Origin of the sequence: Paraclostridium dentum, assembly GCF_012922555.1 — a bacterium.
Taxonomy (GTDB): domain Bacteria; phylum Bacillota; class Clostridia; order Peptostreptococcales; family Peptostreptococcaceae; genus Paraclostridium; species Paraclostridium dentum.
In genome coordinates this window covers 1-25,770 of sequence record NZ_WIPK01000004.1, presented here as the reverse complement: position 1 = coordinate 25,770, position 25,770 = coordinate 1, and the positions used below count along the sequence as shown (strand labels likewise).

Below are 25,770 nucleotides of genomic sequence, written 5' to 3'. Positions count from 1 at the left end.
ATTGCTAATTTAATTATAATATACGTATAATTAAAAGTAAAATATAAAAAAAGTTCGAGTTATGATAATTTTAAATACTGTAACTAAAAATAGTATATGTAATATGATGAAGTAAAAATTCATATTTTATAGTGATAATCAATTTGGCCTAAATAATGGGGGGAGATTTTATGATAGATGATTTCCATATAGGTATCGATATTGGATCAACTACAGTAAAAGTTATTGTACTAGATGAGAGCAAAAATATGGTATTTAAATCATATAAAAGGCATTTATCAGATATAAAAAATTCAGTTATAAGTTTGTTAAATGAAGCCTATGATAGTATAGGTGATAATAGAGTATCTGTTGTTATAACCGGGTCTGGAGGTATGAAGTTAGCAAAAAAATTAAATGTAGAATTTGTTCAAGAAGTAATAGCAAGTACAAAGGCGATTGAAACTTACAATCCAGAAACTGATGTGGTTATAGAACTTGGGGGAGAAGATGCTAAAATAATATATTTGACCAATGGTATAGAGCAAAGAATGAATGGAATATGTGCTGGTGGTACAGGGTCTTTTATAGATCAGATGGCAATACTATTAAAAACTGATGCTAAAGGATTAAATGATTTAGCTAAAGACTATAAAAATATATATAGCATAGCTGCTAGGTGTGGAGTATTTGCTAAAACAGATATACAACCACTTATAAATGAAGGAGCTAGAAAAGAAGATATAGCTGCTAGCATATTTCATGCTGTAGTTGTTCAAACAATTAGTGTATTGGCCTGTGGAAGAAAAATTAAAGGTAATGTTGCATTTTTAGGAGGACCACTATATTTTTTATCAGAACTAAGAAATAGATTTATAGATGTACTAAAACTAGATAAAAATAATATTATATTTCCTGAAAATGCACAGTTGTACATAGCTATGGGTGCTGCATTATCATATAAAAATGACTATATGTTATTTAGTGATTTAATAAAAAACATAGAAAGCTTAAAAGACATAGAAGATGTAGTTAGCTCTGACATTAAACCATTGTTTGATAACGAAAGAGAATATGAATTTTTTAAAAATAGACATAAAAAAAATATAGTAAAATCAATAGATATATCAAGCTATAAAGGTAGATGTTTTTTAGGAATTGATGCTGGGTCTACAACTACAAAAGTTGCATTAATAGACGAAGGTGGAAATTTATTATTTTCAGAATATAAAAGTAATGAAGGGAATCCGTTAAGATCAACTATAGGTATTTTAAATAATCTATATAGTAAATTACCAAGTGAAGCGAAAATCGTGAATTCTGTAGTAACAGGATATGGAGAAGGATTAATTAAAAGTGCCTTGAAAGTTGATTTTGGAGAGATAGAAACTATCGCTCACTATAAAGGAGCTAAATTTTTCTCACCGAAAGTTGATTTTATATTAGATATAGGCGGGCAAGATATGAAGTGCTTAAAAATAAATCAAGGGGTAATTGAAACTATTATCTTAAATGAAGCTTGCTCATCTGGATGTGGATCTTTTTTAGAAACATTTGCTAAGTCATTAAATCTAGATATAAAAGAATTTGCTACAAAGGCATTATTTTCAAAACATCCTGTTGATTTAGGATCAAGATGCACAGTTTTTATGAACTCTAGAGTAAAACAAGCTCAAAAAGAAGGAAATTCGGTAGGAGATATAAGTGCAGGTCTTTCTTATTCTGTTATAAAGAATGCATTGTATAAAGTTATAAAAATGAAATCATCTGAGGATATTGGAAAGCATCCTGTTGTACAAGGGGGGACCTTTTATAATGATGCAGTTTTAAGATCATTTGAAAATTTAACATGTAGAGAAGTTGTAAGACCTAATATAGCTGGTATAATGGGAGCCTTTGGGGCAAGTATAATTGCAAAAGAAAAGTATAAAGAAGGTTATATAACCACCCTTTTAAATAAAGAATCTATGAATTCTATAAATTTAAAAATAAGTACATCTAGATGCAAGGGGTGTTCAAATAATTGCTTGCTTACTGTAAATGATTTTGGAAACTCAGAAAAATTCATATCTGGAAATAGATGTGAAAAGGGGATGGGTTTATATAGAAAAGAAAAAGTTGATATAAATTTATTTGATTATAAATATAAACGAGTGTTTAATTATAGAAATTTGGATGCAGAAAGCGCAATAAGAAAAGAAATTGGAATTCCTAGAGTTTTAAATATATATGAAGATTATCCTTTATGGCATACTATATTTACAAATTTAGGATTTAGTGTTGTTTTGTCAGATGCATCTTCAAAGGATGTTTATGAGCAGGGAATGGACTCTATTGCATCAGAATCTGCATGTTATCCTGCAAAACTAGTTCATGGTCATATACAAAATTTAATAAAAAAAGGTATCAAAAATATATTTTATCCATGTATTAGGAGTGAGAGTAAAGAATTTAAAAATGCCAACAATAGTTTTAATTGTCCTGTTGTAATGTCTTACTCAGAAGTAATTAAAAATAATATTAGTGAGATTAAAGAAAATAAAATAAATTATATTAACCCATTTTTACCTATACACAATAAAAATTCTTTAAAGAAACGACTTTTAGAAGAATTAAATAAAATAAAAAATTATGATAAAGATTTCTTAGAAATTAGTAAACGAGAGATAGATAAAAGTGTAGAGTTAGGATTTGAAGAATATGAAAAATTTAAAGCAGATATGAGGTATATGGGAGAAAAATCTCTAGAAATAATAAATAAAAATAATAAAAGAGGAATTGTGTTAGCAGGAAGACCATATCATATAGATCCAGAAATAAATCATGGAATACCAGAATTTATAAATTCATTAGACATGGCAGTTTTAACAGAGGATAGTGTTGCACATTTAGGAAAGGTAGAAGAACCTTTAAGAGTAGTTGACCAGTGGACATATCACTCAAGACTTTACAGAGCTGCAAATTTTGTGAATTCTGTAAAAAATATAGAACTTGTACAATTAAATTCTTTTGGATGTGGATTAGACGCAGTTACAACTGATCAAGTTCAAGAAATTTTAAATGGTGAAGGTAAAATTTATACATGTATAAAAATAGATGAAGGTAACAATTTAGGAGCAGCAAAAATAAGATTAAGATCATTAAAAGCATCTATAGAAGAAAGAGATATTAATGGGTTAAAGATAAACAAAAGTAAAAAAACATATATAAAAGGAAAAATAAACAAATCTACAAAATCAAATTATACTATATTAATGCCGCAAATGTCGCCTATTCACTTTGATTTAGTAGAACATGGAATTAAATCTTGTGGATATAACATTGAAGTGCTTAAAGACTATGACGGAGCTATAGAAGAAGGATTAAAATACGTTAATAATGATGCTTGCTATCCTGCGATAATTGTTATAGGGCAGTTGATTAAAGCTATTAAAAGTGAAAAATATGATTTAAGCAAAACTATGGTTGCGATAACACAAACTGGAGGTGTTTGTAGAGCTACAAATTACATTGGTTTCTTGAGAAAAGCATTGAGTGATGCAGGTTATGGTGATATTCCAGTAATATCATTATCTTTAAATGGAGAAGAAAAACGAAATTTGTATAATGTATTTTCATTAGGACTTATAAATAGGGTGATGATGGCAGCTATTTATGGAGATTTACTTATGAAAGTTTTATATAGAGTAAGACCGTATGAACAATATAAAGGTAGTGCAAATAAACTATATCAAAAGCATCTAGAAATTTGTAAGGATAGTTTAAAAAAGGCTAATCTATCTAACTTTAAAGAAAATATATATAACATAGTTAAAGAATTTGATGAAATTCCTATAAATGAACAAAATAAACCTAGAGTTGGATTGGTAGGAGAAATTTTGGTTAAATTTCACCCACTGGCAAATAACAACATTGTAGATGTTTTAGAGGCTGAGGGAGTCGAGGTTGTTGTTCCAGAACTGATGAATTTCTTCTTAAGTTGTGCTTATAATACTTATTATAAGTCAGAGTATTTGTTAGATAAAAAATATAAAAAACTAGGTGGAAAGTTAATGAAAGATACAATAGAGATGTATCAAAAACACTACTCAAAGGCATTGAAAAATAGTAAAAGATTTAATATGCCAGAGAGTATTGAAACATTAGCTAGTAAAGCTTCTAAGATAGTTTCAATTGGGAATCAAGCAGGAGAGGGATGGTTATTAACAGCTGAAATGGTAGAGCTTATAGAAAGTGGAGTTGGAAATATTGTATGTATGCAACCTTTTGCTTGTTTACCAAATCATATAACAGGGAAGGGCGTTATCAAGGAACTTAAACGAATTTATAAAAGTGCGAATATTGTTCCGATTGATTATGATCCAGGAGCAAGTGAAGTAAATCAAATTAATAGGATTAAACTTATGTTGTCAACATCATTTAAAACAATGTAAAAAGAAGATGTATAAGCTACATCTTCTTTTTAGTTATTTAATAGAAAGTTACTTAACGATAAATTATATAACATTAAAAAATAGATATTATTACCAAATTTAATATTATAATATAAAGGGATTAAAAAGATATTTGGCGAATAATGTAAGGTTGTAAAGAGTTGGAATATTTAATTTTTAAAATTTAATAAGGAGGATAGATCGTTGATATATGTATTTAGAGATTTACCAAGTTTACATACTGAAAGGTTAACACTTAGAAAAATTTATAGAAATGATATTAATGAATTACATAGATGTTTATCGAATGATTATCTATCAAAATATATGTTAATAGATTTTGATAAAAGTATAAATACGACAAAGAAGATGCTAGATATGATAATAAATGGATATGAAAATGATAAGGCTACTCCTTGGGGAGTTACTTTAAAAGAAGATGGAAAATTAATTGGTATGTGTGGATTTTCAAGTTATAGTGAATTAAATAATAAAGCTGAGGTTGGATATATATTAAATAGTGATTATTGGAATAAAGGAATAATAACAGAAGCTCTTTGCAGTGTTATAGATTTTGGGTTTAAAAATATGAACTTAAATAAAATAGAAGCTAAATGTATATCAGGAAATTCTGCATCTGAAAAAGTTATGATAAAAAATGGAATGCGCTTAGATGGTATATTAAGAAGTGATAGGCTTCATAAAGGTATGTATACAGATTTAAAACTATATTCAATTTTGAAACAAGACAAATAAATGTTGTTTATTTGTCTTATATGTTATAATATTAAGACAACTATGTAAAATGAAGGTGGGCTAAAAATGAAGGTAGTAAAAGAAGCTATATCGTCTCCTTATTTAGAATATGGAATTGATGAAGATATAGTTATTCATGAAGGAAATTTTTGCATTTACCTAGATAAGCTATATAAATGTAAGGGCCGGATCTACTATAGAATTAGTCCTCCCGTATGTATAAATTTTGAAGCTAAAGTACTAGGTCATAAAAATATAGATTTAGAAATTCTTAAAGATGATTATCTGGAGGGAATTATAGAAGTCCATGGATATCAGCCTTTCCAAGTTAATATAAATAATATACAAAAAAATTATGTAGATGGATACGTTAGCAGTGGAATAATAAAATCAAAAAATAGATATGTGGATTACATAGATTTTCATATTGTAAATTTTGACAAAAAGCAAGGAACACTTATAAAGTATATGGATAAATTGTTTGCTGGAAGAATTGAGTTTGAAATAAGTGGATATGAGATAATAATTGATAAAAGATACGATTATAAAAAAGAACTATATGAAGAGTTAAGGTTTAAAAATGGTAGTATAATTACACATATAGGAAGAATAAAAAGAAAAGATAATAAAGTATTTAAGTCAACATATATATTTAAACTATTAGATGAGATATCAGATACGCTTAGCTTCTTAGCTGGAAGATATATAGGTATATGTATGGTAATGGGCTATAAAGACAATCAAAATACATTTAGGCTATGGAAGGAGTCTTTAACAACTCCATTTAAATATGTTCCTACATGGTCTGACACTATAGCAAATCATCATAATATTGAAAAATATATGAACTTAATGTGCAGAAAATTGCACGATTCTTACTATGGTCCAGCGTTAAAGCATGTAGTAGACTGGTATATAGAATCTATAGATAATATAAGTATAGAAAATAATGTTGTATCCTTACAAATTGCACTAGAAACACTGTCTTATGTTGTTATTGTTGAAAAAAATAAAATTTTAACTGATGTAGAGTTTGAAAAAAATACAGCCTCTGACAATATAAGAATCTTATTAGATGCGTGCAGCATATATTATGGAAAAGAAGAATTAAATTTATTCAATGAGTATATATATAATAAGTTCAATGATGGAGTTGATATATTTACATATTTTAGAAATAAAGTTGTTCATCCGACTAGAAAAACTAAAAGAGCTAATTTAACCGTTGAAGATATGTGGAATATACTTCAAATAGGTACTAGATACGTGGAATTAGTAGTTTTATATATCATTAATTATAAAGGAGAGTATTCTAACCGTTTAAATGATAGATGCTATGGAGAGGTTGAAGTTGTTCCATGGAATGATTAAATTTTATTTTAAGAAAATGTTTTAACATGTAGAAAACTGTGTAATAATATAAAAAATACAGTAAAGGAAAGTGATATATATGTTAAAATTTTATGGATATTCTAGATGATCTACAGTTAGGAAAGCCAAGGCTTGGCTTAATGATAATAATATAGATTTTGAGGAAATAGAAATAGTAAAAAATCCTCCTAGCAAAGAAGAATTAGAAACTATGTATAAAACAGGTACATATGAATTAAAAAAATTCTTTAACACTAGTGGAGTTAAATATAGAGAACTTGGACTTAAAGATATAGTTAAAAGTGAAAGTGATGATAAATTACTAGAAATTTTAGCTAGTGATGGAATGCTTATAAAAAGACCTATAGCATTTGATGGAAAAAATGTACTTATAGGATTCAAAGAAGATGAATGGAAAGAAAAACTTTTAATAAAATAAAAAAAGAACCTTTATATAAAGGTTCTTTTTTTATTTTATTAAATTCAAAGAAGATAAAGTTGACAATAGTGTGCATAAAGTGTATATATATAATATACACAGTTTATACACACTGTACATATTATATTAAAGAAATGAGGTGTGAAATTGAATATAAATATAAGTAATACATCTACAACTCCACTTTATGAACAAATTAAAAATCAAATTCAAAATCAAATTCTAGATTCTACACTAAAGCAAGGGGAAGGATTACCGTCTATAAGAAATTTTGCAAAAGAACTAAAGGTAAGTATTATAACTATAAAAAGGGCTTATGAGGAACTTGAAAAAGAAGGGTTTATAGAGACGATTTCAGGAAGAGGAACCTTTGTGTCTATGCAAAACAAAGAGAGATTAAGAGAAACAGCTTTATATGAGATAGAAAATAAACTTGAAATAGTTATAAAACAGGCGAAGTCAGTAGGTATAACTTTAGAAGAAGGTATAGAGATATTTAAAAGTTTATATGAAGAAGTCTAAGGAGGTTAATTTATGAATGCTATAGATATAAAAAACTTAAATAAAACACTAGAAGATTTTAAATTAACAATAAATGATATTGAAATAAAAAAAGGATATATAACTGGATTTATAGGACCTAATGGCTCTGGGAAAACAACAACTATGAAGTTGATTATGAATATGCTGAAAAAAGATAGTGGAACTATAAAAGTATTTGGTAAGGAAAGAGAAGTAGATGATCTTGAAATAAAAGAAACTATAGGGTACATAGGAGATGTATCTGGTTATATGCAAGAAAATAAATTGAAGAATATAAAAAAGGCAATAAAACCATTTTATAAAAATTGGGATGAACAGTTATATAAAAAATATATAATGAAATTTAAATTAAATGAAAACAAAGTATATAAAGAACTTTCAAAAGGACAACAAAAGAAATTTGAACTTGTAATGGTACTATCGCATCATCCAAAGTTGATAATAATGGATGAACCAACAGCGAACTTAGATCCATTAGTAAGGAATGAATTTCTTGAAATTTTACAAGAACATATAGAAAAAGAAGAAGCTACGGTATTTTATTCAACTCATATAACATCTGACTTAGATAAAGTAGCAGACTTTCTTATATTTATATACGAAGGGAATATAATCCTTTCAGGAAATAAAGAGGATATACTTGAGAATCACAAAATAATAAGAGGAAATAAAGAGTTATTAGATGTAGATACAAAAAAAGAATTAATGTCATATACTGAAAATTCTTTTGGATTTAATGGTATGACATCTAATGTTAAAAATGCTTATGAAGTATTTGGTGAAGAAGTAGTATATGATAATGCAAATTTAGAAGATATATTAATGTATTATACAAAGGGGTGTTAATTATGGAAAATATAATTAATCTTACAAAAATGAGTTTAAATAATTTAAGTTCGACTATAAAAAGTATTAGTCTTATATTTGGTATATGGATTATAGTATCGATATTTTCTCCATCGTTTTTAAGTATGTTATTTTGTATGGGGTCATATCTAATTGTATATCAGACTATGGCTTATGAAGATATACATGGTATAGACAACCTTATATCAACACTTCCGGTAAAAAGAAGTGAGTATGTAATATCTAGATATATTTTAGGAATATTTGGAGCAATAATATCTATGGTTTTATTATTAGTATTATACTTTAGTATAAGCAAGGTTAATAAAACGGATGTGCCTTTAGAATTATTAATAATAACAGGGGTATTGTCATCAGCATTAGTTATATCAGTTATAATACCTGTAGTTTTAAAGTTTGGAGTAACAAAAGGAAAAATAATAAATTTTTTAGTGATTTTTTTACTAATATCAGTAGGAACTGGTATTATTCAAGAAATTGGTTCAGATAAAGAATCTATAGATACTATTATTGACATAATAAGTTCAGTAGGGTTTCCTATTGTTACAAGTATATTAAGTTTATTTATGATAACAATATCTATGATGATAAGTTTAAAACTATATAAAAGTAAAGAAATAAAATAAGATTAAAAGGGATTAGTACAACTAATCCCTTTCTTTATGGTATATAAATCTTTGGTATGTACAAAGTTATATTTTCTAAGGTTGTAATAGACTCATAAATAATCTTAGCATTATCTTCTATACTATTACTTTTGAGATCTAATGTTAAAAGTATTTTTGATAAGTTTTTAATTTCTAATGTATTAGTATTTTCTATAAACCCAATTTTTATATTTTTATTACATTTAAGTAGGTCATTTAAATGTTTAAAATCCAAAGTCATAATATCCCCTCCCTGATAAGTTTATAATATAGTATATATGTAAAAAATTCAAATAAAAACAAAGTATTACAATATGAATAAATTTTATAAAAACTTTGAATAAAAACTGGATATTTTTAGTATTAAAATTCAGAATCATGTGATAATATTTTATATGTAATTAAAAGTTTTAGTTAACTATATTGTTTTTAAAATCTAAATAGGGAGGCAGCTGATGGGGGAAAAACAAAATAGCTCTATGATAAGATCTCTTTCAATTATAATTGCAGTACTATTTTCAATAGAAATAGTTACATATACTATGGTATATATAAACTTAAAAAGCAATTCTAATAATGCAACAAATGACATAATGTTTTTTATTATACCGCCTATTATATATATGATAGCATTTTATATATCTTTTAAGGCTATTGAAGATGAAGAAAACTCAATTTTTTCGACATTGCTAAGTATTTTAGCATCATGGACTCCATTTTTTTTAGTACCAACTTTTATAGATAACAACATGTTAGAAACGCTATTTACTAACTTAGAGATAGTTAAACTACTACCTAAGATATCTATAGCTATAGGAGTGGTATCAACTTTAAAAGGGATTGGGGCTTATACAATTAAATCTAAAAAAGAAAAAGAAGCAAGAAGAGAGAGAGAATTGCAAATAAAAAGAGAAAGGCGAGAACTTTATAAACAAGAATTATTAAAGCATAAAAATAGAAAAAGAACTTATTAAATTTATATATCTAAAGTAGTAAGTATTTTAAGTTAAATAAATAAAAAGAGTTGTCTTATCAATTGAGACAACTCTTTTTTGTTTTAATATATATAAAGTTAAAAAGTCAAATAAAAACAAAATATTACAATATCGACACATCTTCTAAAATGTTTGATTAAAAACTATATATTGTATATAATTAAATGTATTAGAAAATGGGGGAGGTATGTGGGAATGGATACTTCAAATAAGCTAAATATTCTAAAGAATAAACTTAAAGAAATGGAAAGTGTTTTAATTGCATTTTCAGGTGGAGTAGATAGTACTTTTTTATTAAAAGTGGCACATGATGTGTTAGGAGATAAATGTAAAGCAGTTACTATACATGCTATGATGCATTCAAATAGAGAAATAGAAGAAGCTAAGGAATTTACGAAATCATTAGGTGTAAAACATATAGTTATAAAAATTGATGACTTTGACGTTAAAGAATTTATCGAAAATGATGAAAAAAGATGTTACTACTGTAAAAAAACTATATTTACGAATATAAAAAATATAGCTAAAGATAATAATATAAATTATGTCTTAGATGGAACAAATTTAGATGATTTAGGAGATTACAGACCAGGCTTAAAAGCATTGGAAGAGTTAGATATAAAAAGCCCTTTAAAGGACAGTTTATTAACGAAAAAAGAAATTAGAAGCTTATCAAAAGAACTTAATGTTCCTACATTTAATAAGCCTGCATTTGCATGCTTAGCTACAAGAATACCTTATGGAGAAATAATAACAAACGATAAGCTTAGAATGATTGAAAAAAGTGAAGAATACTTACAAGATTTAGGATTTAAACAATTTAGAGTAAGAGTACATGGCAATTTAGCGAGAATAGAAGTAGAAGAAAATGAGATACATAAATTTTTTGATAAGAATTTATTAAAAACTACACATGATAAGTTTAAAGATATTGGATTTAGATATATAACTTTAGATTTATTAGGTTATCGAATGGGCAATATGAATGATAGTATCAAGCAATAGGAGGAAGACATGAAAAATTATACATTAATAACACCGTGTTTTTTCGGTATAGAAAAAATATTAAAAAATGAAATATCAAATTTAGGGTATGAAATAATAAAAACTGAAGATGGAAGAGTAACTTACAAAACGGATGAAAAAGGAATAGCAATGTCTAATATATGGCTAAGAACTGCTGAAAGAGTTCTTTTAAAAGTTGCTGAGTTTGAAGCTAAAACTTTTAATGATTTATTTGAAAGCACAAAAGCTATAAATTGGTCAAAATACATTCCATATGGTGGAGAATTCCCCGTTTCAAAGGCATCTTCAATAAAATCTAAATTGTTTTCCACTTCAGATATACAAGCAATTGTAAAAAAAGCTGTAGTTGAAAGTTTGAAAACTAGTTATCAAGAAGATGGAATGTTACCAGAAACTAAAGAAAAATATCCAATACAAGTGTTTATTCATAAAGACATAGTAACTATAACACTAGATACAAGTGGAATGGCACTTCATAAAAGAGGATATAGAGAAGTATCAACAAAGGCTCCATTAAGAGAAACTATGGCATCTGCTATGGTACAGTTAACACCGTGGCAGCCAGGAAGAATATTTGTTGATCCAATGTGTGGATCTGGAACTATAGTAATAGAGGCTGCTATGTTAGGACTGAATATGGCTCCTGGGATTAATAGAGAGTTTATAGCTGAGAAGTGGACTACTATGGATAAAAATATATGGTGGGATGTTAGAAAAGAAGCATTTGAAAAAATGAATACAGATGTAGATTTTAAAATCCAAGGATATGATATAGATAAAGAAGCTGTTATGATAGCTCAAAAAAATGCAGAACTTGCAGGTGTAGAAGATTATGTAGAGTTTAAAGTTTTCAATGCTAAAAACTTTGAAAGTGAAGAAAAATTTGGATTTATAGTTACAAACCCTCCTTATGGAGAAAGATTAGAAGATAAGCAAACTGTAAAAAAACTATATAAAGATTTAGGTTATGCATTTAAAGAGCTTAAAACATGGTCTTATTATATGGTTACTTCATATGAAGACTTTGAAAATGCATTTAATAAAAAAGCTACTAAAAAGAGAAAATTATACAATGGTAGGTTAAAAACTTATATATATCAATATATAGGACCTAAGCCACCTAAATATATGAATAATAACAAATAATTACAAGCCCTCTTAAATATAAATATAGTGTAGTGATAAATTTAAGGGGGGATATAAATGAGATTGTCAGCCAAGAAAAATAGTAAAGTTCAACCAAGGAAAAGAACTAATAAGAATAAAAATAACAAAGTAAAAGAAGTATCAAAGGAAGAAGTAGTATTAAATGATATTATGGATAAAGAAGATAAGGAAGCTGAAATAGTATTAAATGATTTAGTTCCAGAAAGAGATAAATCAAAGTATGGTATAAAATCTAATTCAAATAATAATCAGAAAAAAAATGGAATTAAGCTAAATTTTAATTTATTTCCAAAAAACAATAAAGTTAATACTTCAAACAATAAATCTAGAAATAATAAAGTTATAAAAAATGAGGAATTAGCAAAAAATAAAGAATATGAAAAAATTGAAGAAGAAACAAAAGTTGTAGATGAAATAGATAATGCACAAGAATAAAAATTCAAAACAAGAGCTTATTTTAATAAGCTCTTGTTTTGGAAATTTAAAAAAGAACATAAGGATGTGTACACTATGAGTCAAGAATTAACTTTTAAAGAAATTAGTAATCATTTAATAGAAGATGAAACACCTTCTTTATATATAAGAAAAATACTTTCAGATGAGAGATATTCTTTTGAACTTAAAGACAAACTTTTAAAGCTTGAAACAATAGATCAAAACCCAAAATATCATCCAGAGGGAAATGTTTTAAACCATGTGTTATTAGTTTTAGATAATGCAGCTCAAATAAAAAACTTTTCTAAAAATAGTTTACCTTTTATGTGGGCAGCACTTCTTCATGATATTGGGAAAATCACTACTACAAAGATTAGAAAGGGAAGGATTACTTCTTATAATCATGATGTAGAAGGTGAACAAATTGCTAAGGAAATTTTGGACAAGCTTACAGATGATGAAGAATTAAAATATACAGTTTCTAAATTAGTTAGATATCACATGCAACCATTATTTTTTGATAAGAACTTACCTTTTTTTAGTTGTGAAGAGATGCTAAAAGAAATTGATTATAATGAGGTTGCTTTAATATCGATGGCAGATAGATTAGGAAGAGGAAATATTTCTAGTGAAATTAGAGAAAAAGAACTAGAAAATCTAGAGAAGTTTAAAGCTTATTTAAAAACTAGAGAGGAAAAATAAATGAAGCTATTTAAATTAATTGTATTGATTTTATTTGCGGGATTTTTAAATGCAGGATGTGCTACAAGTACAGCATCACCTGAACAATTAATCAAAAAGCCTTTGTACAATGAACAAAAACTAAACTTGAAAGTTAATATAGAGAATGCATTAAAAGGAGCAAAACCATTACTACCTAAAAATTCTTCAGATGTATCTTCTATAAATGAAGTTGACTTAGATAAAAATGGAGTAAATGAATTAGTTGTATTCCAAAAGAAAGAAGATGTAGATGAAGGAAATGTAAAAGTTGGTTTTTCAATAATGAACTATGGAAAAGATAGTGTATATTCTGTTGTAGATGAATATTTAGTTAAGGGTGAAAGCATTGAGTATGCATACTTTTCTGACTTAGACAATGATGGGAATAAAGAGATAATATTATTAACTAAAGATGGAAGCAAGAGTAATTTAGATATATGTCAATTTAAGAATAATAAAATAACTAGGCTATATAGGTTTGATCCAAATTGGATAAAAGACTCAAATGAATATACTGATATAAAGGTGTACATAGATAATCTAGACAATGATGGAACTCCTGATATTGTTATATGCAGTCTAAACCCAGAAACTCATAAAATGATAGTTAGCTTAACTTATTTTGATAAATACATAAGACTTAAAGATTATACAATAATAAACGATGTAAAAAGTTTAGACAATGTATATATAGATATAAAAAAGGTACGAAAAGATAAAAAAGCAATTGTCTTAGGTTACAAGCCTTTTACAGGTGGAGAATCTTATTTTACTCAAATACTGTATTTAAGTGGAAATAAATTGATGAAAGCATTTGAGGAGAATGATATAAAAACAAAAAATCCATATTATATGGCTCCAGAAGATATTAATCATGATGGCGTTGTGGAAATACCTATAATCAATAATAACACTAGAGGATATAATAAAAAAACATCAGCTAATGTAAGTTGGTATAGTTGGAATGGAAAAGAAAATGAAGAATCAAATTTAGTATTTGTAAGTCAAGTTTATTACAATTACTCTAATAATTTTAAATTGCTTATACCTAATAATTTAGCCAATAAAATATATATTGAAGAAGTTTCAAAAGACAATAAACTTTATTTTGAATTTATGTATTATGATACTCAATATACAGAACCTATAAAGTTATTTACTATCAGTAAGGTAAATAAAAATAATGTTGATGAAAGTAAAACTGCTAATTCAAATACTAATAATGGAGGATATATAATTTTAGAAAATGAAAATGAATCATTTATGTTGCTTATAAACAGTCCTGAAGTATTAAAAAAATTAGATGTATCAAGTGAAGCAATAAAAAAAGATTATTTTTTACCTATTTATTAGGTTGGAGGGAGGAAGTATTATGAATGAAAAAATCTTAATTTTAGAAGATGAAATAGGTATAAGAAGTTTTGTAAGTATAAATTTAAAAAGAGAAGGTTATGAGGTTATAGAAGCAGGTACAGGACAAGAGGCTATAGATAAAATAACAAATGAAAAAAACATATCTATAGCATTGTTAGATGTTATGTTACCTGATATGAGTGGAATAGATGTATGCAAGCATATAAGAAACAATTTTGATTCAGTTGGGATTATAATGCTTACAGCTAAATCTCAAGAAGAAGACAAAATAGAAGGGTTTATATCTGGAGCAGATGATTATATGGTTAAACCATTTAGCATAAAGGAACTGCTTATGAGAGTAAGTGCTCTTTCAAGAAGAATTAATAGAGAAGCAAATGCAAAAAATAAAAGTATAATAGAAAGTGGACCTTTCGTATTAGATTTAGAAAAAAGAAAATTAACTAAAAACAATTCAGATATAGAGTTAACTCCAACAGAATTTTCAATAGTTAAGTTTTTAATAACAAATGAAAAGCAATCTTTAAGTAGAGATCAAATTTTAGATGAGGTATGGGGAACTAACTATCTATATGATTTTAAGATAGTTGATGTAAACATAAGAAGAATAAGAAATAAAATAGAAGATGATCCATCAAAACCTAAATTTATACAAACGGTTTGGGGATATGGTTACTGTTGGAGAAAGGAAGAACAATAGTGATACACTTTGAAGGACTTAGAAAAAAAATAATAAAGAATTATTTTATAATAATTATTATAACTGTAACACTATTTGAAGGGCTATTTATATTCTATGCTCAAAACTATTATTATGACTCGATAAAAACAACACTTACTAATCAAGCTAGAAACACTGATAGTATATACAGTGGATATATGGGAGATAGTTCATTTGAGCAAAAGGTCAATAACTTATATGATAAAAAAGATATAGATAGTTATTCAAAAATGGCATTAGAAATAATAGATAAAGATAAGAATATTATAATTGATCAATATGGATTTAGAAGTAGAGAAAAAGCTCATTATGACGATGTAAATGAAGCGTTAAAAAACAAAACAACAACAAGCACATATAGAATGAAAGATACTGGAGAACATGTTATGAGTATTTCAGTACCTTTAAAATCTAACAACCAAATTGAAGGAGTGGCAAGATATACCGTTTCACTAGATTATGTTGATAGAACTATATTTAAGATAGTTTTAGGTCTAATACTTGCAGGTATATTTATTTTATTAATAGCAATATCTATAAGTTTAAAATTTGCATATACTTTGATTGATCCATTAAGTGAACTTAAAAAGTTTGCAAATGAATTAGCTCGTGGAAATTACAATATAAGATTAAAACCAAGAGCTATAATTGATGATGAAATTGGAGAATTAGCAGAAACATTTGAACATATGGCAAAAGAAATTGATAAAAGTGAAAAGTTAAAAGAAGAGTTCATATCATCAATTTCACATGAATTAAGGACACCTTTAACATCAATTAAAGGATGGAGTGAGACCTTAGGATATGAAGGAATTGGAAAAGAGGAGTTAGATTTAGGACTAGGAATAATTCAAGATGAAACAGAAAGACTTATTAAACTTGTTGAAGAACTTTTAGATTTTTCAAGGTTATCATCTGATAGAATTAAACTTCAAATAGATATGGTTGATATTCAACAATTAGCTTTTGGAGTAGTGAATCAATTAAAAGTTAAGTCACAAGAAAAGAATATTTCATTAAGTTGTGAAGTTGAAAACTCTCAAATGAGACCGATACAAGGAGATAAAAATAGACTAAGACAAGTTCTTATAAACTTAGTACAAAACTCTTTAAAATTCACAGAAGAAAATGGATATGTAAAGATTGTAGTTCATCAAGAAGAAGATTATACAACTATTAGTGTGGTTGATAATGGAGAAGGCATAGAAGAACATAATTTAGAAAAGGTATTAGATAAATTTTTCCAAGAAAATTATAATAAAGCAGGTAGTGGTTTAGGACTTGCTATAAGTAATGAAATTGTAAAATTACATGGCGGAGAAATGAAAATAAAAAGTAAAAAAGGTGAAGGCACATGTATTATATTTACATTAAAAAATACATTACTGGAGTCTGTATAGAAAGAGGATAAAAATGAGAAATATTAAAATCACTATTGAGTATGACGGATCAAGATACAAAGGATTTCAAAGATTAAAAGATAATGATAATACGATACAAGGAAAGATTGAAGCTGTACTTAGCAAAATGGCAGATGAAAAAATAGAAATAATCGGATCAGGAAGAACTGATATGGGCGTTCACGCTTACAATCAAGTAGCTAACTTTAAAACAAACTCTAGTTTATCTGTTAGAAAAATTAACGATTATTTAAATAATTATTTACCAGAGGATATAGCTATAAAAAGCGTTGAAGAAGTTGATGAAAGATTCCATTCAAGATATAATGTAAAACAAAAAGTATATTTATATAAAATAAATAACTCTAAAACTCAAGATGTGTTTTTGAGAAAATATAGTACTTATATAGAAAAACCGTTAGATGTAGAATTGATGAAAAAAGCTAGCGAGTATTTAGTAGGAGAGCATGACTTTACAAGTTTTGCATCATCTAAATCAAAAAAGAAATCAAATGTAAGAGAGATACACAGTATAACAATAAATAAAAATAAAGATATGATAGACGTATTTGTAGAAGGTAATGGCTTTTTATACAATATGGTAAGAATAATAGCAGGAGCTTTAATAGAGGTTGGATTAAATAAAAAAACTCCTGAGGATATAAAACTTATGTTGGACGCAAAAGATAGAAGTAAAGCATCAGACACTGCGCCAGCTAAAGGTCTATACTTATATTCTGTTAAATACTAATTATTAAGCAGCTTTTAGCTGCTTAATTTATTTTTTGGAGGGAAAATGTATTACACATATATAATAACTTGTAAAGATGAAACTTATTACATTGGATATACTAGCGATATTAAAAGAAGAATTAATGAACATAAAATAGGAAAGAACTCGAAATATACTAAAGCAAGAGGATTTAAAAATTTAGAAATATACTGGAGTAGTAATTCACGTAGTGATGCAATGAAGTTAGAATGTTTTTTGAAAAAGCTTACAAGGTTAAATAAAACTAAACTTATAAATAATCCTAGTTTACTATATGATAAATATAAAGTGGATGATAGAAAATATAGGTTAGAGGTATTAGATGAATTATAATTTTAAAAATTATTAAGTAGTAGTTTGTATAATTATAGGCTGAAATAGACTTTGGATACTAAAAGTAAATAAAATTTAAAATAAAATTAAAAATAAAATTTAAAAATAATATTGATTTTTGTATATGAAAATGTTATTTTAAATATGTAAACGTTTTACTAAAGAAAGAGGAAGAGGGGAGAGGGGTATTTGTGACAAATATAATAATAAATGCAGATGATTTTGGCTACTGTGAAGGTGTAAATCAGGGTATTATTTCAGCATATAAAAATGGAGTTGTAACTTCTTGTAGTATAATGGCTGGCATGCCTGGTTTTAATCAAGCTGTGAAGCTTTTGAATGAAAACAAAGGGCTTGGTTGTGGAGTTCATATGACTTTGAGTTGTTATAAACCGGTTTTAGATACACATAAAACTTTGGTAGATGAAAGTGGATACTTCTTTAGGAGAATAACAAAAGAAAAGGCTATGGAATTTGATTTAGATGAGGTATACCTAGAACTTTGCTCACAAATAGATAAAGCTATAGGTGCTGGAGTTAAAATAAGTCATCTAGATAGTCATCATCATATACATACACTTGAAGAATTTAGACCAGTAATTGAAAAAATATTAGAAAAATATAAGTTACCTATAAGAGGTGGATTTGAATATGAAATTAGTTATGATAAAGTAGTTCCACTTATAGATAGTTTTTATGGGGATAATATAAATGGTGATTATTTTAATAATAACATTGACTATATAAAAAAATTTAAGGTTGTGGATATAATGAGCCATCCTGCATTTGTAGATGCTTTTTTATCAAAATCAACTTCATATTCTATACAACGAACATTAGAACATGAAATATTAACTTCATTTGAACTAAAACAGTTTTTTGAAGATAATAATATAAACTTAATTAATTATAACAATATAGGGGAAAGTGAAGGTATTTAATTATGAATGAAAAGATTTTTGAAATATCATTTGGTATAATAGGTCATGCAGGAGATGCTAAAAGTACAGCATATGAAGCGTTAGGTGAAGCTAAATTAGGCAATTTTGAAAAGGCAAGAGAATTATTAAAAGAAGCCAATGAAACATTAACTAAGGCTCATAGATTCCAAACTGAGTTAATTCAAGCAGAGGCTAGCGGAGAAAAAACTGAAATGGGAGTTGTATTAGTTCACTCTCAAGATCATTTAATGACAACTATGAATTTTTTACAATTAGCTAAAGAATTTGTTGATATGTATGAATTTATATATAGTAAATTAGAAAAATAATAAAAAATAAAAGCGCTTATAAATAAGCGCTTTTATTTTTTATTATTTTTTACTAGATGGAGCTATTTTTTTCTTATTAGGTTTGTAAGGTACAGGGTTAACCTTATTAGGAACTTCTACGGATTCACCCTTAGGGCCTTGGGGGCCAACATCACCTTTATCACCCTTAGGACCTTTAGAACCAGCAGCACCAGTAGAACCAGTGTCCCCCTTAGGACCTTGAGGACCAGCGGAACCAGTGTCACCTTTAGGACCTTTGGAACCAGCAGCACCAGTATCACCCTTAGGGCCTTGAGGACCAGCAGCACCAGTATCACCCTTAGGACCTTGAGGGCCAGCGGAACCAGTATCACCCTTAGGGCCTTGAGGACCAGCAGCACCAGTATCACCCTTAGGGCCTTGAGGGCCAGCGGAACCAGTATCACCCTTAGGGCCTTGAGGACCAGCAGCACCAGTGTCACCCTTAGGACCTTGAGGACCAACATCACCTTTATCACCCTTAGGACCTTGAGCGCTAGGTAATGTTAATATTTCAGACTTATTTATATTACACAATGGATTAACATATACTTCTTTACCAAAATCAACATAGTCAATAGCTGATAATTTTATACATATAGGACCTTTTCCTGAAGATGTAGTTCCATATATACTACATGGAGTAATTTTTTTTACTTTTAACCTTAAAATACAATCGCTATTAGAAAGTTTAAAACCAAGTATTCTACCTACGCATCCAACCAAATTTTTATATAGATCTAAATCACAAGCATAATAAAAAAACATTGGGCTCTCATTACAATTTAAAGAGCTACTTTGGCAAGTGTTACAATTATAGTTTTTGTCTGGATAATTGTCACAATCAAAAGTTTCAAGTTCAAATAAATTTGAGGAACTTTTGTTTAGGTTACAGTTGTCACATTCACAGTATTCTGATGTACATTTTTTTTGTTTACAAAAGTTGTAGTCACATTTTTTTTGCATAAAAACACCTCATATATTTTAATTAATAGGCATATCCTATCATTATATCTATATGCAATAGGCGTAAGGTTTGAAACTAATTGAAAAAATATAAATTAATAAAGAAATTTTTTTTTACATAAATGCAAAATACGCTATAATATATATATAACCCTAGTAATTAAGACAAAAATAGAAAAAACCCTTGAAAAATAAACTAAAAATAAGAAATAAAATGTAAAATAAAAATTAATTGTAAATTTTTTTAAAAAAAATACAATTTACTATTTCCTTTTTTAAAAGTCTATTGTAAAATATACTTAAAGAAAACGTTAACAACAACAAAAGACCTTAGTAAGGTGGTGAAAATATGAATTATCAAGATAAAATACTAAAGGTTATAATTCATGCAGGAAATGCTAAATCTCATATATATGAAGCTTTACATTGTGCTAAAAAATGTGACTTTAAAAAGTGTGACGAATATATGGAAAGTGCAAATGAAGAAATTTTAGAAGCTCAAAAAATTCAAACTAGTTTAATAAACAAAGATGCTGAGGGGAAAAATGTCGAAATAAGCATGCTTTTAATTCACTCACAAGATCATTTGATGACATGTCTAAGTGAGAGAAATTTAGTGAAAGAAATTATAGACTTAAGAAAAGAGCTTAAATTAAATAAGTAATTAACAATATTAAAATAAAAATATATTAGACTTTTAGGAGGAAATTAAAATGAATAAAAAAATATACTTATTTTGTAGTGCAGGTATGTCAACAAGTTTATTAGCAAGTAAAATGCAAAATGTTGCGAATCAACATAATTTACCAATAGAGGTAGAAGCATTTCCATATGCTGATATAGACAAAATAGTAGAACAAAAAAATCCAGACTGCATACTACTTGGGCCTCAAGTTAAATTTATGCTAAAAGAAGTTCAAGAAAAATTTGATGCAAAAACTCCAGTAGATGTTATAAATAGTCTTGATTATGGAGCTATGAATGGAGAAAAAGTTTTAAAGACAGCTATAAAAATGATAAAAGCTCGCCAAGCTAAATAATTATAGCATAAATTCAAGGGAATATAAGTGGGTTAAAAATAAAGTGAATATATTAAAATTAGAAGTTTTAGTCTAAAAGTAAAAGCCTTGGGAAACCAAGGCTTTTATTAAAAATATGGAGGGATTAATAATGTGGGGGATAATAGCTACTTGGAGAATGGCAATTGAGGGAATTGATGAAAGTGCACAACAATTAAGTAAAGGAATGGATGCAGGAGATGCAATTGAACATGCTATAAAAATAGTAGAAGACTATCCATTTTATAAGTCAGTAGGATATGGGGGTCTTCCAAATGAAAATTGTGAGGTAGAGCTAGATGCAGCATATATGGATGGAAATACATTATCTATTGGAGCTATTGCTGGAATAAAAAATTTTGCAAATCCTATATCAATAGCTAGAAAGCTAAGCAGTGAAAAAGTAAACTGTTTTTTAATAGGAGTAGGAGCAGAAGAATATGCTCACAAAAATGGATTTGAAAGAAAAGATATGTTAAGTGAAAGAGCTAAAAAACATTACAGCAAAAGAAAAAGAGAAATACTAGAAAAAGGATTAAGTCCATATATAGGTCATGATACAGTTGGAATGGTATCATTAGATTGTAAAGGTAAAATGTGTGCAGGTACATCAACTAGTGGATTATTTATGAAAAAAAATGGAAGAGTAGGAGATTCTCCATTATCTGGGTCTGGGTTTTATGTAGATAGTGAAATCGGAGGAGCCACTGCTACAGGATTAGGAGAAGACCTTATGAAAGGTTGTATATCATATGAAATAGTTAGGCTTATGAAAAGTGGATTAAGTCCACAAGAAGCTTGTGATAAAGCTATTTGTGAGCTAGATACAAAACTTTTAAATAGACGAGGCAAAGCTGGAGACTTATCAGTAGTTGCTATGAATAATAAAGGTGAATGGGGAGTTGCAACGAATATAGATATATTTAGTTTTTCTATTGCAACTCAAAACCATAAACCAACAGTATATTTAAGTAGTCGTACCAACGGGAAAAGTATTCACAAAGTAGCATCAAAAGAATGGTTAGATGCATACTCTTTAAGAATAAAAGCACCTATAGAATAAATAAGAATTGAGGAATTTTATGAATATCATGGATGATAAAATAAAAGAACTAAAAAGAGACTTGATAAATGATATTATAGAGAGTGAGAAAAATCCTTTTGAAAAAGAGCTAGAGGTGGTATTAGAAAAAACATTGGAAATTGCTAAAAAGTTAGGATTTAAAACTAAAAATATTGATGGAGATGTTGGATATGCTGAATATGGAATGGGAGATGGGTACATATTTGTAATAGCCGTATTAAATAATAAACACTCCATAATGAGTTTATTATATGCACTAAAAACTATAGAAAAATATAAAATTAAATTGAAAAGAAAAGTTAGGATAATATTTGCAACTAATGGTGAATCTGGAATTAACCATATTAAATGTTATTTGAAAAAAGATAAATCGAATATAGATATATTTGAATCAGATTGTAAATACTCTGTAGTATATTTAGAAGAAGGAATTGATAAATTTACTATACAAAATTACTTAGACATAGCAAATATAAGAATTCACCAAGATGTAGAAATAGATAAAAACATCAAATACTGCTGTATTGAAGTTCCTAAGGAATATATATATGAGGATATAATATGTTATTTAGAAAATAAGGCAAATTCTGAAGAAGGGATTATAAGTACATATAAAAATATAAATATTAAAATAAATGAAACACATGTAATTATAACATCTTTTATGAATAGTGATATTGTTAAAACTGGTATATATGGAAATAATGTTTTAATCAATTTAGTAAACTATTTAGTAGAAGAAAATTTTATAGAACATCAAAGACTAAGTAACTATTTTTTATTAATAAATAAATATTTTTATGAAAAAAAAGAATTATTTACTAATGAAAATTCAAAAAAACAGTTAAATTTAGATAACTTAAATTTTGAAAAAGGAAGAATAGCTATTGAATTTGATGTTGGTAATACTGTGGAAAATGAAATAGATTATATTAGTGATGAGTCTATGACTATAGATGATATTATATTAAATACTAAAATATTTGCAGATATAATTTGTGAATTAGATAAGGAGGAGCAATGCTAGAAATTATAGCTATGAGCGTAGAAGATGCTATAAGTATTGAAGAATGTGGAGCAGATAGAATTGAACTTGTAAGTGCCCTTACAGAAGGTGGGCTTACACCAAGTTTTGGATTAATAGATAAAGTTATAAAAACTGTAAATATACCAGTAAATGTTATGATAAGACATCATGCTAAAAGCTTTATGTATAGTGAGTCAGATATAAGTATAATGCTAAAAGACATAGAAAAAGTAAAAGAACTAGGAGCTAATGGTATAGTTATAGGAATGTTGGATAAAGAAAATAATATAGAAGAAAATCAGCTAAAAACTATAATAAGTGCTTCTAAAGGATTGGAAATTACATTTCATAGAGCGATAGATGAAACAAATTTACTTAATTCTATAGATGTGATAAATAGATATAATGAAATTACAAATATCTTAACATCTGGAGGTAAAAGAAAGATAATAGATAACATTGATTATATAAATACTTTAAAAAATAAATCTAAGCATGCAAATGTATTATTAGGAGGCGGCTTAAATTTTGAAAATATAGAGCAAATAAAAAAGTCAACAAACAATAAAGATTTCCACTTCGGAACAGCGGTTAGAGTCGACAAAAACCCGTTTGGAGAAATTGATAAAGTAAAATTAAAAAAATTAGTGAACATTATTAATGATTAAAAATTAAAAGTATCAATTGTATTTAAATATAATTGATACTTTTTTGTTGTTGACTAATTGACAAAAAATGCGAAATATTGTAAAAAATGTATAAAATATGTTAGAATATATCCGTATAAACAATGTGAGATAGCAAAATGTTAATTATAGAGGAGACGAAAAATTGAGTAGAAGAAATAGTAAACTTATAAAATATATTGTAACATTCGGAATAATATCAGCAACAACAGCAGTCGGAAGTATAGTTCCTGTAAGTGCTAATGAAAATGTAGAAGCTGAGTTTTCAGCGGTTATGGATAAATACAAAAATGAAGAAGTTGTAGTAGATGATGGGGTATCTTTAAGAAAAGGAGAGACTCTAAATTTATCAAAAAATCCTAATTGGGAAATGTCAGATAATGATACAGTTAAAATAAGCGAAGATGGAATTGTAACACCTGTAAATTCAGGGACTGTATTTTTAAGCCAAAAGATAGATGATAAGGTACATATATTAGAAGTATACGTTCCTCAAAATAAGATAAGAGCATATAGCTTTGCTGCTATGCCAAAAGTAGATAGAGATCACTATAAAGTTTTTGTTGATCCAGGACATGGTGGCGAAGATAGTGGAGCAGTTGGATATGGAAACTATGAAGATGAACTAAATTTACAAGTTGCAAATAAAGTTAGACAAAAACTTGAAGCTAAAGGTATAGAAGTAAAAATGAGTAGAACTAGTGATGAATTTATATCTTTAGGTGATAGAGCTAAGATGGCAAACAGCTATGCTCCTGATGTATTTGTTTCAATTCATCAAAACTCTGCAGATGCAACTAGTGCAAACGGTATAGAGACATACTATCATACGAATAAAAGTGATCACAAACCATATGCTCAAGATGTTCAAACTAAGGCAATAGGTGAGACAAATGCTAGAAATAGAGGAGTTAAAAGTGCAAACTTCGCTGTTTTAAGAGAAACTAATATGCCCGCAGCTTTATTTGAGAGTGGGTTTATAACTAATCAAAATGAATCTGCAAATTTAGCAAGTTCATCATATCAAGATAAATTAGCTACGGGAATTGCAAATGGAGTAGAAAAATACTTGAAAGAAAATATAGAAATAAATGGTAGTGGAGAGAAACCTGTAGATCCAGAGCAGCCATCTACAACAAAAACAGGAGTAGTAACAGCAACTTCATTAAATGTAAGAAGTGGGTATGGAACTAGTTATGGAGTTATAGGTTCAATATCCAATGGAGCAAAAGTAGAAATAGTAGAAAGCAAAGATGGATGGTACAAGATAAAATATAATGGAGGATATGGATACGTATCAGGAGATTATATAAAAGTAGATGAAAGTACAACACCGCCAACAAATCCAGGAGAAACAGTTAAAAATACAGGAGTAGTAACAGCAACTTCATTAAATGTAAGAAGTGGATATGGATCAAGCTATTCAAAAATAGGAACATTATCAAATGGAGCAAAAGTAGAGATAGTAGAAAGTAAAGACGGATGGCATAAGATAAAATATAATGGAGGATACGGATACGTATCAGGAGATTATATAAAAGTGGATGGAAGTACAACTCCGCCAACAAACCCAGGAGAAACAGTTAAAAATACAGGAGTAGTAACAGCAACTTCATTAAATGTAAGAAGTGGATATGGGTCAAGCTATTCAAAAATAGGAACATTATCAAATGGAGCAAA

The 25,770-nt window shown here is 27.5% G+C and carries 26 protein-coding genes and 1 pseudogene; 25 read left to right on the top strand and 2 right to left on the bottom strand.

The genetic code is table 11. The annotated features are described in order from the left end of the window. Positions 1 to 170: 170 nt before the first annotated feature. From GFJ41_RS08790 to GFJ41_RS08760, 7 genes and pseudogenes are all read left to right on the top strand, one after another. Positions 171 to 4,412: a 2-hydroxyacyl-CoA dehydratase gene (locus tag GFJ41_RS08790; RefSeq protein ID WP_170075133.1), complete on the top strand. Its 4,242-nt coding sequence runs from the start codon at positions 171 to 173 to the stop codon at positions 4,410 to 4,412. Between the two features lie 204 nt (positions 4,413 to 4,616). Further along, entirely contained in the window at positions 4,617 to 5,168 is a 552-nt protein-coding gene (locus GFJ41_RS08785; RefSeq protein ID WP_052169232.1) for a GNAT family N-acetyltransferase, read from the top strand. A 66-nt stretch (positions 5,169 to 5,234) separates the two neighbouring features. Next, entirely contained in the window at positions 5,235 to 6,539 is a 1,305-nt protein-coding gene (locus tag GFJ41_RS08780; RefSeq protein WP_170075132.1) for a YopA family protein, read from the top strand. 121 nt (positions 6,540 to 6,660) lie between these two features. Next, positions 6,661 to 6,978: pseudogene (locus GFJ41_RS08775) on the top strand (Spx/MgsR family RNA polymerase-binding regulatory protein); the annotation flags it as partial. 141 nt (positions 6,979 to 7,119) lie between these two features. Next, positions 7,120 to 7,500 carry a GntR family transcriptional regulator gene (locus GFJ41_RS08770; RefSeq protein ID WP_438943018.1) on the top strand — a complete coding sequence of 127 codons (381 nt, stop codon included), beginning with the start codon at positions 7,120 to 7,122 and terminating at the stop codon, positions 7,498 to 7,500. A 12-nt stretch (positions 7,501 to 7,512) separates the two neighbouring features. Continuing rightward, the gene (locus GFJ41_RS08765; protein WP_035117446.1) at positions 7,513 to 8,367 is read left to right on the top strand and encodes an ABC transporter ATP-binding protein; all 855 of its coding nucleotides are present in this window, start codon (positions 7,513 to 7,515) and stop codon (positions 8,365 to 8,367) included. A 2-nt stretch (positions 8,368 to 8,369) separates the two neighbouring features. Continuing rightward, a complete protein-coding gene (locus tag GFJ41_RS08760; protein WP_170075130.1) occupies positions 8,370 to 9,014 on the top strand; it encodes an ABC-2 transporter permease in 645 nt (214 codons plus the stop codon). Between the two features lie 34 nt (positions 9,015 to 9,048). Here GFJ41_RS08760 and GFJ41_RS08755 read toward each other — a convergent pair whose 3' ends face one another. Then, positions 9,049 to 9,276, bottom strand: coding sequence for a hypothetical protein (locus GFJ41_RS08755; RefSeq protein ID WP_170075129.1), 228 nt, complete (start codon positions 9,274 to 9,276; stop codon positions 9,049 to 9,051). A gap of 214 nt (positions 9,277 to 9,490) precedes the next feature. Between GFJ41_RS08755 and GFJ41_RS08750 the strand changes: the two genes are divergently transcribed. From GFJ41_RS08750 to GFJ41_RS08695, 12 genes are all read left to right on the top strand, one after another. Then, a complete protein-coding gene (locus GFJ41_RS08750; RefSeq protein WP_035117439.1) occupies positions 9,491 to 10,009 on the top strand; it encodes a hypothetical protein in 519 nt (172 codons plus the stop codon). 216 nt (positions 10,010 to 10,225) lie between these two features. Then, positions 10,226 to 11,035 carry an ATP-dependent sacrificial sulfur transferase LarE gene (gene larE, locus GFJ41_RS08745; protein ID WP_170075128.1) on the top strand — a complete coding sequence of 270 codons (810 nt, stop codon included), beginning with the start codon at positions 10,226 to 10,228 and terminating at the stop codon, positions 11,033 to 11,035. Positions 11,036 to 11,044: 9 nt separating this feature from the next. Beyond that, positions 11,045 to 12,202 (top strand): THUMP domain-containing class I SAM-dependent RNA methyltransferase, encoded by a 1,158-nt coding sequence (locus GFJ41_RS08740; protein ID WP_025162923.1) that lies wholly within the window; start codon positions 11,045 to 11,047, stop codon positions 12,200 to 12,202. A gap of 57 nt (positions 12,203 to 12,259) precedes the next feature. Beyond that, positions 12,260 to 12,658 carry a hypothetical protein gene (locus GFJ41_RS08735; protein WP_170075127.1) on the top strand — a complete coding sequence of 133 codons (399 nt, stop codon included), beginning with the start codon at positions 12,260 to 12,262 and terminating at the stop codon, positions 12,656 to 12,658. A 75-nt stretch (positions 12,659 to 12,733) separates the two neighbouring features. Next, complete coding sequence (locus GFJ41_RS08730; protein ID WP_170075126.1) at positions 12,734 to 13,360, top strand: HD domain-containing protein; 627 nt, start codon at positions 12,734 to 12,736, stop codon at positions 13,358 to 13,360. Further along, positions 13,361 to 14,734: a hypothetical protein gene (locus tag GFJ41_RS08725; RefSeq protein WP_021431148.1), complete on the top strand. Its 1,374-nt coding sequence runs from the start codon at positions 13,361 to 13,363 to the stop codon at positions 14,732 to 14,734. Positions 14,735 to 14,753: 19 nt separating this feature from the next. Next, positions 14,754 to 15,455: a cell wall metabolism DNA-binding response regulator WalR gene (gene walR, locus GFJ41_RS08720; protein WP_021431147.1), complete on the top strand. Its 702-nt coding sequence runs from the start codon at positions 14,754 to 14,756 to the stop codon at positions 15,453 to 15,455. After that, positions 15,455 to 16,876, top strand: a complete 1,422-nt coding sequence (locus tag GFJ41_RS08715; protein WP_263345769.1) for a sensor histidine kinase — start codon at positions 15,455 to 15,457, stop codon at positions 16,874 to 16,876. Before walR ends, GFJ41_RS08715 begins: the two co-directional genes overlap by 1 nt. 13 nt (positions 16,877 to 16,889) lie before the next feature. After that, a complete protein-coding gene (truA, locus tag GFJ41_RS08710) occupies positions 16,890 to 17,627 on the top strand; it encodes a tRNA pseudouridine(38-40) synthase TruA (protein WP_170075125.1) in 738 nt (245 codons plus the stop codon). Positions 17,628 to 17,672: 45 nt separating this feature from the next. Next, entirely contained in the window at positions 17,673 to 17,981 is a 309-nt protein-coding gene (locus GFJ41_RS08705) for a GIY-YIG nuclease family protein (protein ID WP_170075124.1), read from the top strand. Between the two features lie 191 nt (positions 17,982 to 18,172). Next, positions 18,173 to 18,922 carry a carbohydrate deacetylase gene (locus GFJ41_RS08700; RefSeq protein ID WP_170075123.1) on the top strand — a complete coding sequence of 250 codons (750 nt, stop codon included), beginning with the start codon at positions 18,173 to 18,175 and terminating at the stop codon, positions 18,920 to 18,922. Between the two features lie 2 nt (positions 18,923 to 18,924). Then, entirely contained in the window at positions 18,925 to 19,251 is a 327-nt protein-coding gene (locus tag GFJ41_RS08695; protein WP_021431142.1) for a PTS sugar transporter subunit IIA, read from the top strand. 42 nt (positions 19,252 to 19,293) lie between these two features. On the opposite strand, the gene GFJ41_RS08690 is transcribed toward GFJ41_RS08695, so the two are convergent. After that, the gene (locus GFJ41_RS08690; protein ID WP_226890242.1) at positions 19,294 to 20,235 is read right to left on the bottom strand and encodes a collagen-like domain-containing protein; all 942 of its coding nucleotides are present in this window, start codon (positions 20,233 to 20,235) and stop codon (positions 19,294 to 19,296) included. A gap of 349 nt (positions 20,236 to 20,584) precedes the next feature. On the opposite strand from GFJ41_RS08690, the gene GFJ41_RS08685 reads away from it, so the two are divergent. From GFJ41_RS08685 to GFJ41_RS08660, 6 genes are all read left to right on the top strand, one after another. Then, a complete protein-coding gene (locus tag GFJ41_RS08685) occupies positions 20,585 to 20,899 on the top strand; it encodes a PTS lactose/cellobiose transporter subunit IIA (protein WP_035117423.1) in 315 nt (104 codons plus the stop codon). Between the two features lie 49 nt (positions 20,900 to 20,948). Continuing rightward, entirely contained in the window at positions 20,949 to 21,275 is a 327-nt protein-coding gene (locus GFJ41_RS08680; protein WP_021431139.1) for a PTS sugar transporter subunit IIB, read from the top strand. Positions 21,276 to 21,390: 115 nt separating this feature from the next. After that, the gene (locus tag GFJ41_RS08675; RefSeq protein WP_332841130.1) at positions 21,391 to 22,356 is read left to right on the top strand and encodes a glycosylasparaginase; all 966 of its coding nucleotides are present in this window, start codon (positions 21,391 to 21,393) and stop codon (positions 22,354 to 22,356) included. A 28-nt stretch (positions 22,357 to 22,384) separates the two neighbouring features. Continuing rightward, positions 22,385 to 23,404, top strand: coding sequence for a zinc-binding metallopeptidase family protein (locus GFJ41_RS08670; protein ID WP_170075122.1), 1,020 nt, complete (start codon positions 22,385 to 22,387; stop codon positions 23,402 to 23,404). Then, positions 23,398 to 24,072, top strand: a complete 675-nt coding sequence (locus GFJ41_RS08665) for a copper homeostasis protein CutC (protein WP_035117418.1) — start codon at positions 23,398 to 23,400, stop codon at positions 24,070 to 24,072. Before GFJ41_RS08670 ends, GFJ41_RS08665 begins: the two co-directional genes overlap by 7 nt. Before the next feature lie 163 nt (positions 24,073 to 24,235). Continuing rightward, a partial coding sequence (locus GFJ41_RS08660; RefSeq protein ID WP_170075121.1) for an N-acetylmuramoyl-L-alanine amidase occupies positions 24,236 to 25,770 on the top strand: 1,535 nt, incomplete at its 3' end.

Excerpts from the sequence above, each read along its gene's own strand:
- GFJ41_RS08790 (WP_170075133.1), top strand. The coding sequence starts at position 171 with ATGATAGATGATTTCCATATAGGTATCGATATTGGATCAACTACAGTA.
- GFJ41_RS08780 (WP_170075132.1), top strand. The coding sequence starts at position 5,235 with ATGAAGGTAGTAAAAGAAGCTATATCGTCTCCTTATTTAGAATATGGA.
- GFJ41_RS08765 (WP_035117446.1), top strand. The coding sequence starts at position 7,513 with ATGAATGCTATAGATATAAAAAACTTAAATAAAACACTAGAAGATTTT.
- GFJ41_RS08760 (WP_170075130.1), top strand. The coding sequence starts at position 8,370 with ATGGAAAATATAATTAATCTTACAAAAATGAGTTTAAATAATTTAAGT.
- GFJ41_RS08755 (WP_170075129.1), bottom strand. The coding sequence starts at position 9,276 with ATGACTTTGGATTTTAAACATTTAAATGACCTACTTAAATGTAATAAA.
- GFJ41_RS08750 (WP_035117439.1), top strand. The coding sequence starts at position 9,491 with ATGGGGGAAAAACAAAATAGCTCTATGATAAGATCTCTTTCAATTATA.
- larE (WP_170075128.1), top strand. The coding sequence starts at position 10,226 with ATGGATACTTCAAATAAGCTAAATATTCTAAAGAATAAACTTAAAGAA.
- GFJ41_RS08740 (WP_025162923.1), top strand. The coding sequence starts at position 11,045 with ATGAAAAATTATACATTAATAACACCGTGTTTTTTCGGTATAGAAAAA.
- GFJ41_RS08735 (WP_170075127.1), top strand. The coding sequence starts at position 12,260 with ATGAGATTGTCAGCCAAGAAAAATAGTAAAGTTCAACCAAGGAAAAGA.
- GFJ41_RS08730 (WP_170075126.1), top strand. The coding sequence starts at position 12,734 with ATGAGTCAAGAATTAACTTTTAAAGAAATTAGTAATCATTTAATAGAA.
- GFJ41_RS08725 (WP_021431148.1), top strand. The coding sequence starts at position 13,361 with ATGAAGCTATTTAAATTAATTGTATTGATTTTATTTGCGGGATTTTTA.
- walR (WP_021431147.1), top strand. The coding sequence starts at position 14,754 with ATGAATGAAAAAATCTTAATTTTAGAAGATGAAATAGGTATAAGAAGT.
- truA (WP_170075125.1), top strand. The coding sequence starts at position 16,890 with ATGAGAAATATTAAAATCACTATTGAGTATGACGGATCAAGATACAAA.
- GFJ41_RS08705 (WP_170075124.1), top strand. The coding sequence starts at position 17,673 with ATGTATTACACATATATAATAACTTGTAAAGATGAAACTTATTACATT.
- GFJ41_RS08695 (WP_021431142.1), top strand. The coding sequence starts at position 18,925 with ATGAATGAAAAGATTTTTGAAATATCATTTGGTATAATAGGTCATGCA.
- GFJ41_RS08690 (WP_226890242.1), bottom strand. The coding sequence starts at position 20,235 with ATGCAAAAAAAATGTGACTACAACTTTTGTAAACAAAAAAAATGTACA.
- GFJ41_RS08685 (WP_035117423.1), top strand. The coding sequence starts at position 20,585 with ATGAATTATCAAGATAAAATACTAAAGGTTATAATTCATGCAGGAAAT.
- GFJ41_RS08680 (WP_021431139.1), top strand. The coding sequence starts at position 20,949 with ATGAATAAAAAAATATACTTATTTTGTAGTGCAGGTATGTCAACAAGT.
- GFJ41_RS08675 (WP_332841130.1), top strand. The coding sequence starts at position 21,391 with ATGGAGGGATTAATAATGTGGGGGATAATAGCTACTTGGAGAATGGCA.
- GFJ41_RS08670 (WP_170075122.1), top strand. The coding sequence starts at position 22,385 with ATGGATGATAAAATAAAAGAACTAAAAAGAGACTTGATAAATGATATT.
- GFJ41_RS08665 (WP_035117418.1), top strand. The coding sequence starts at position 23,398 with ATGCTAGAAATTATAGCTATGAGCGTAGAAGATGCTATAAGTATTGAA.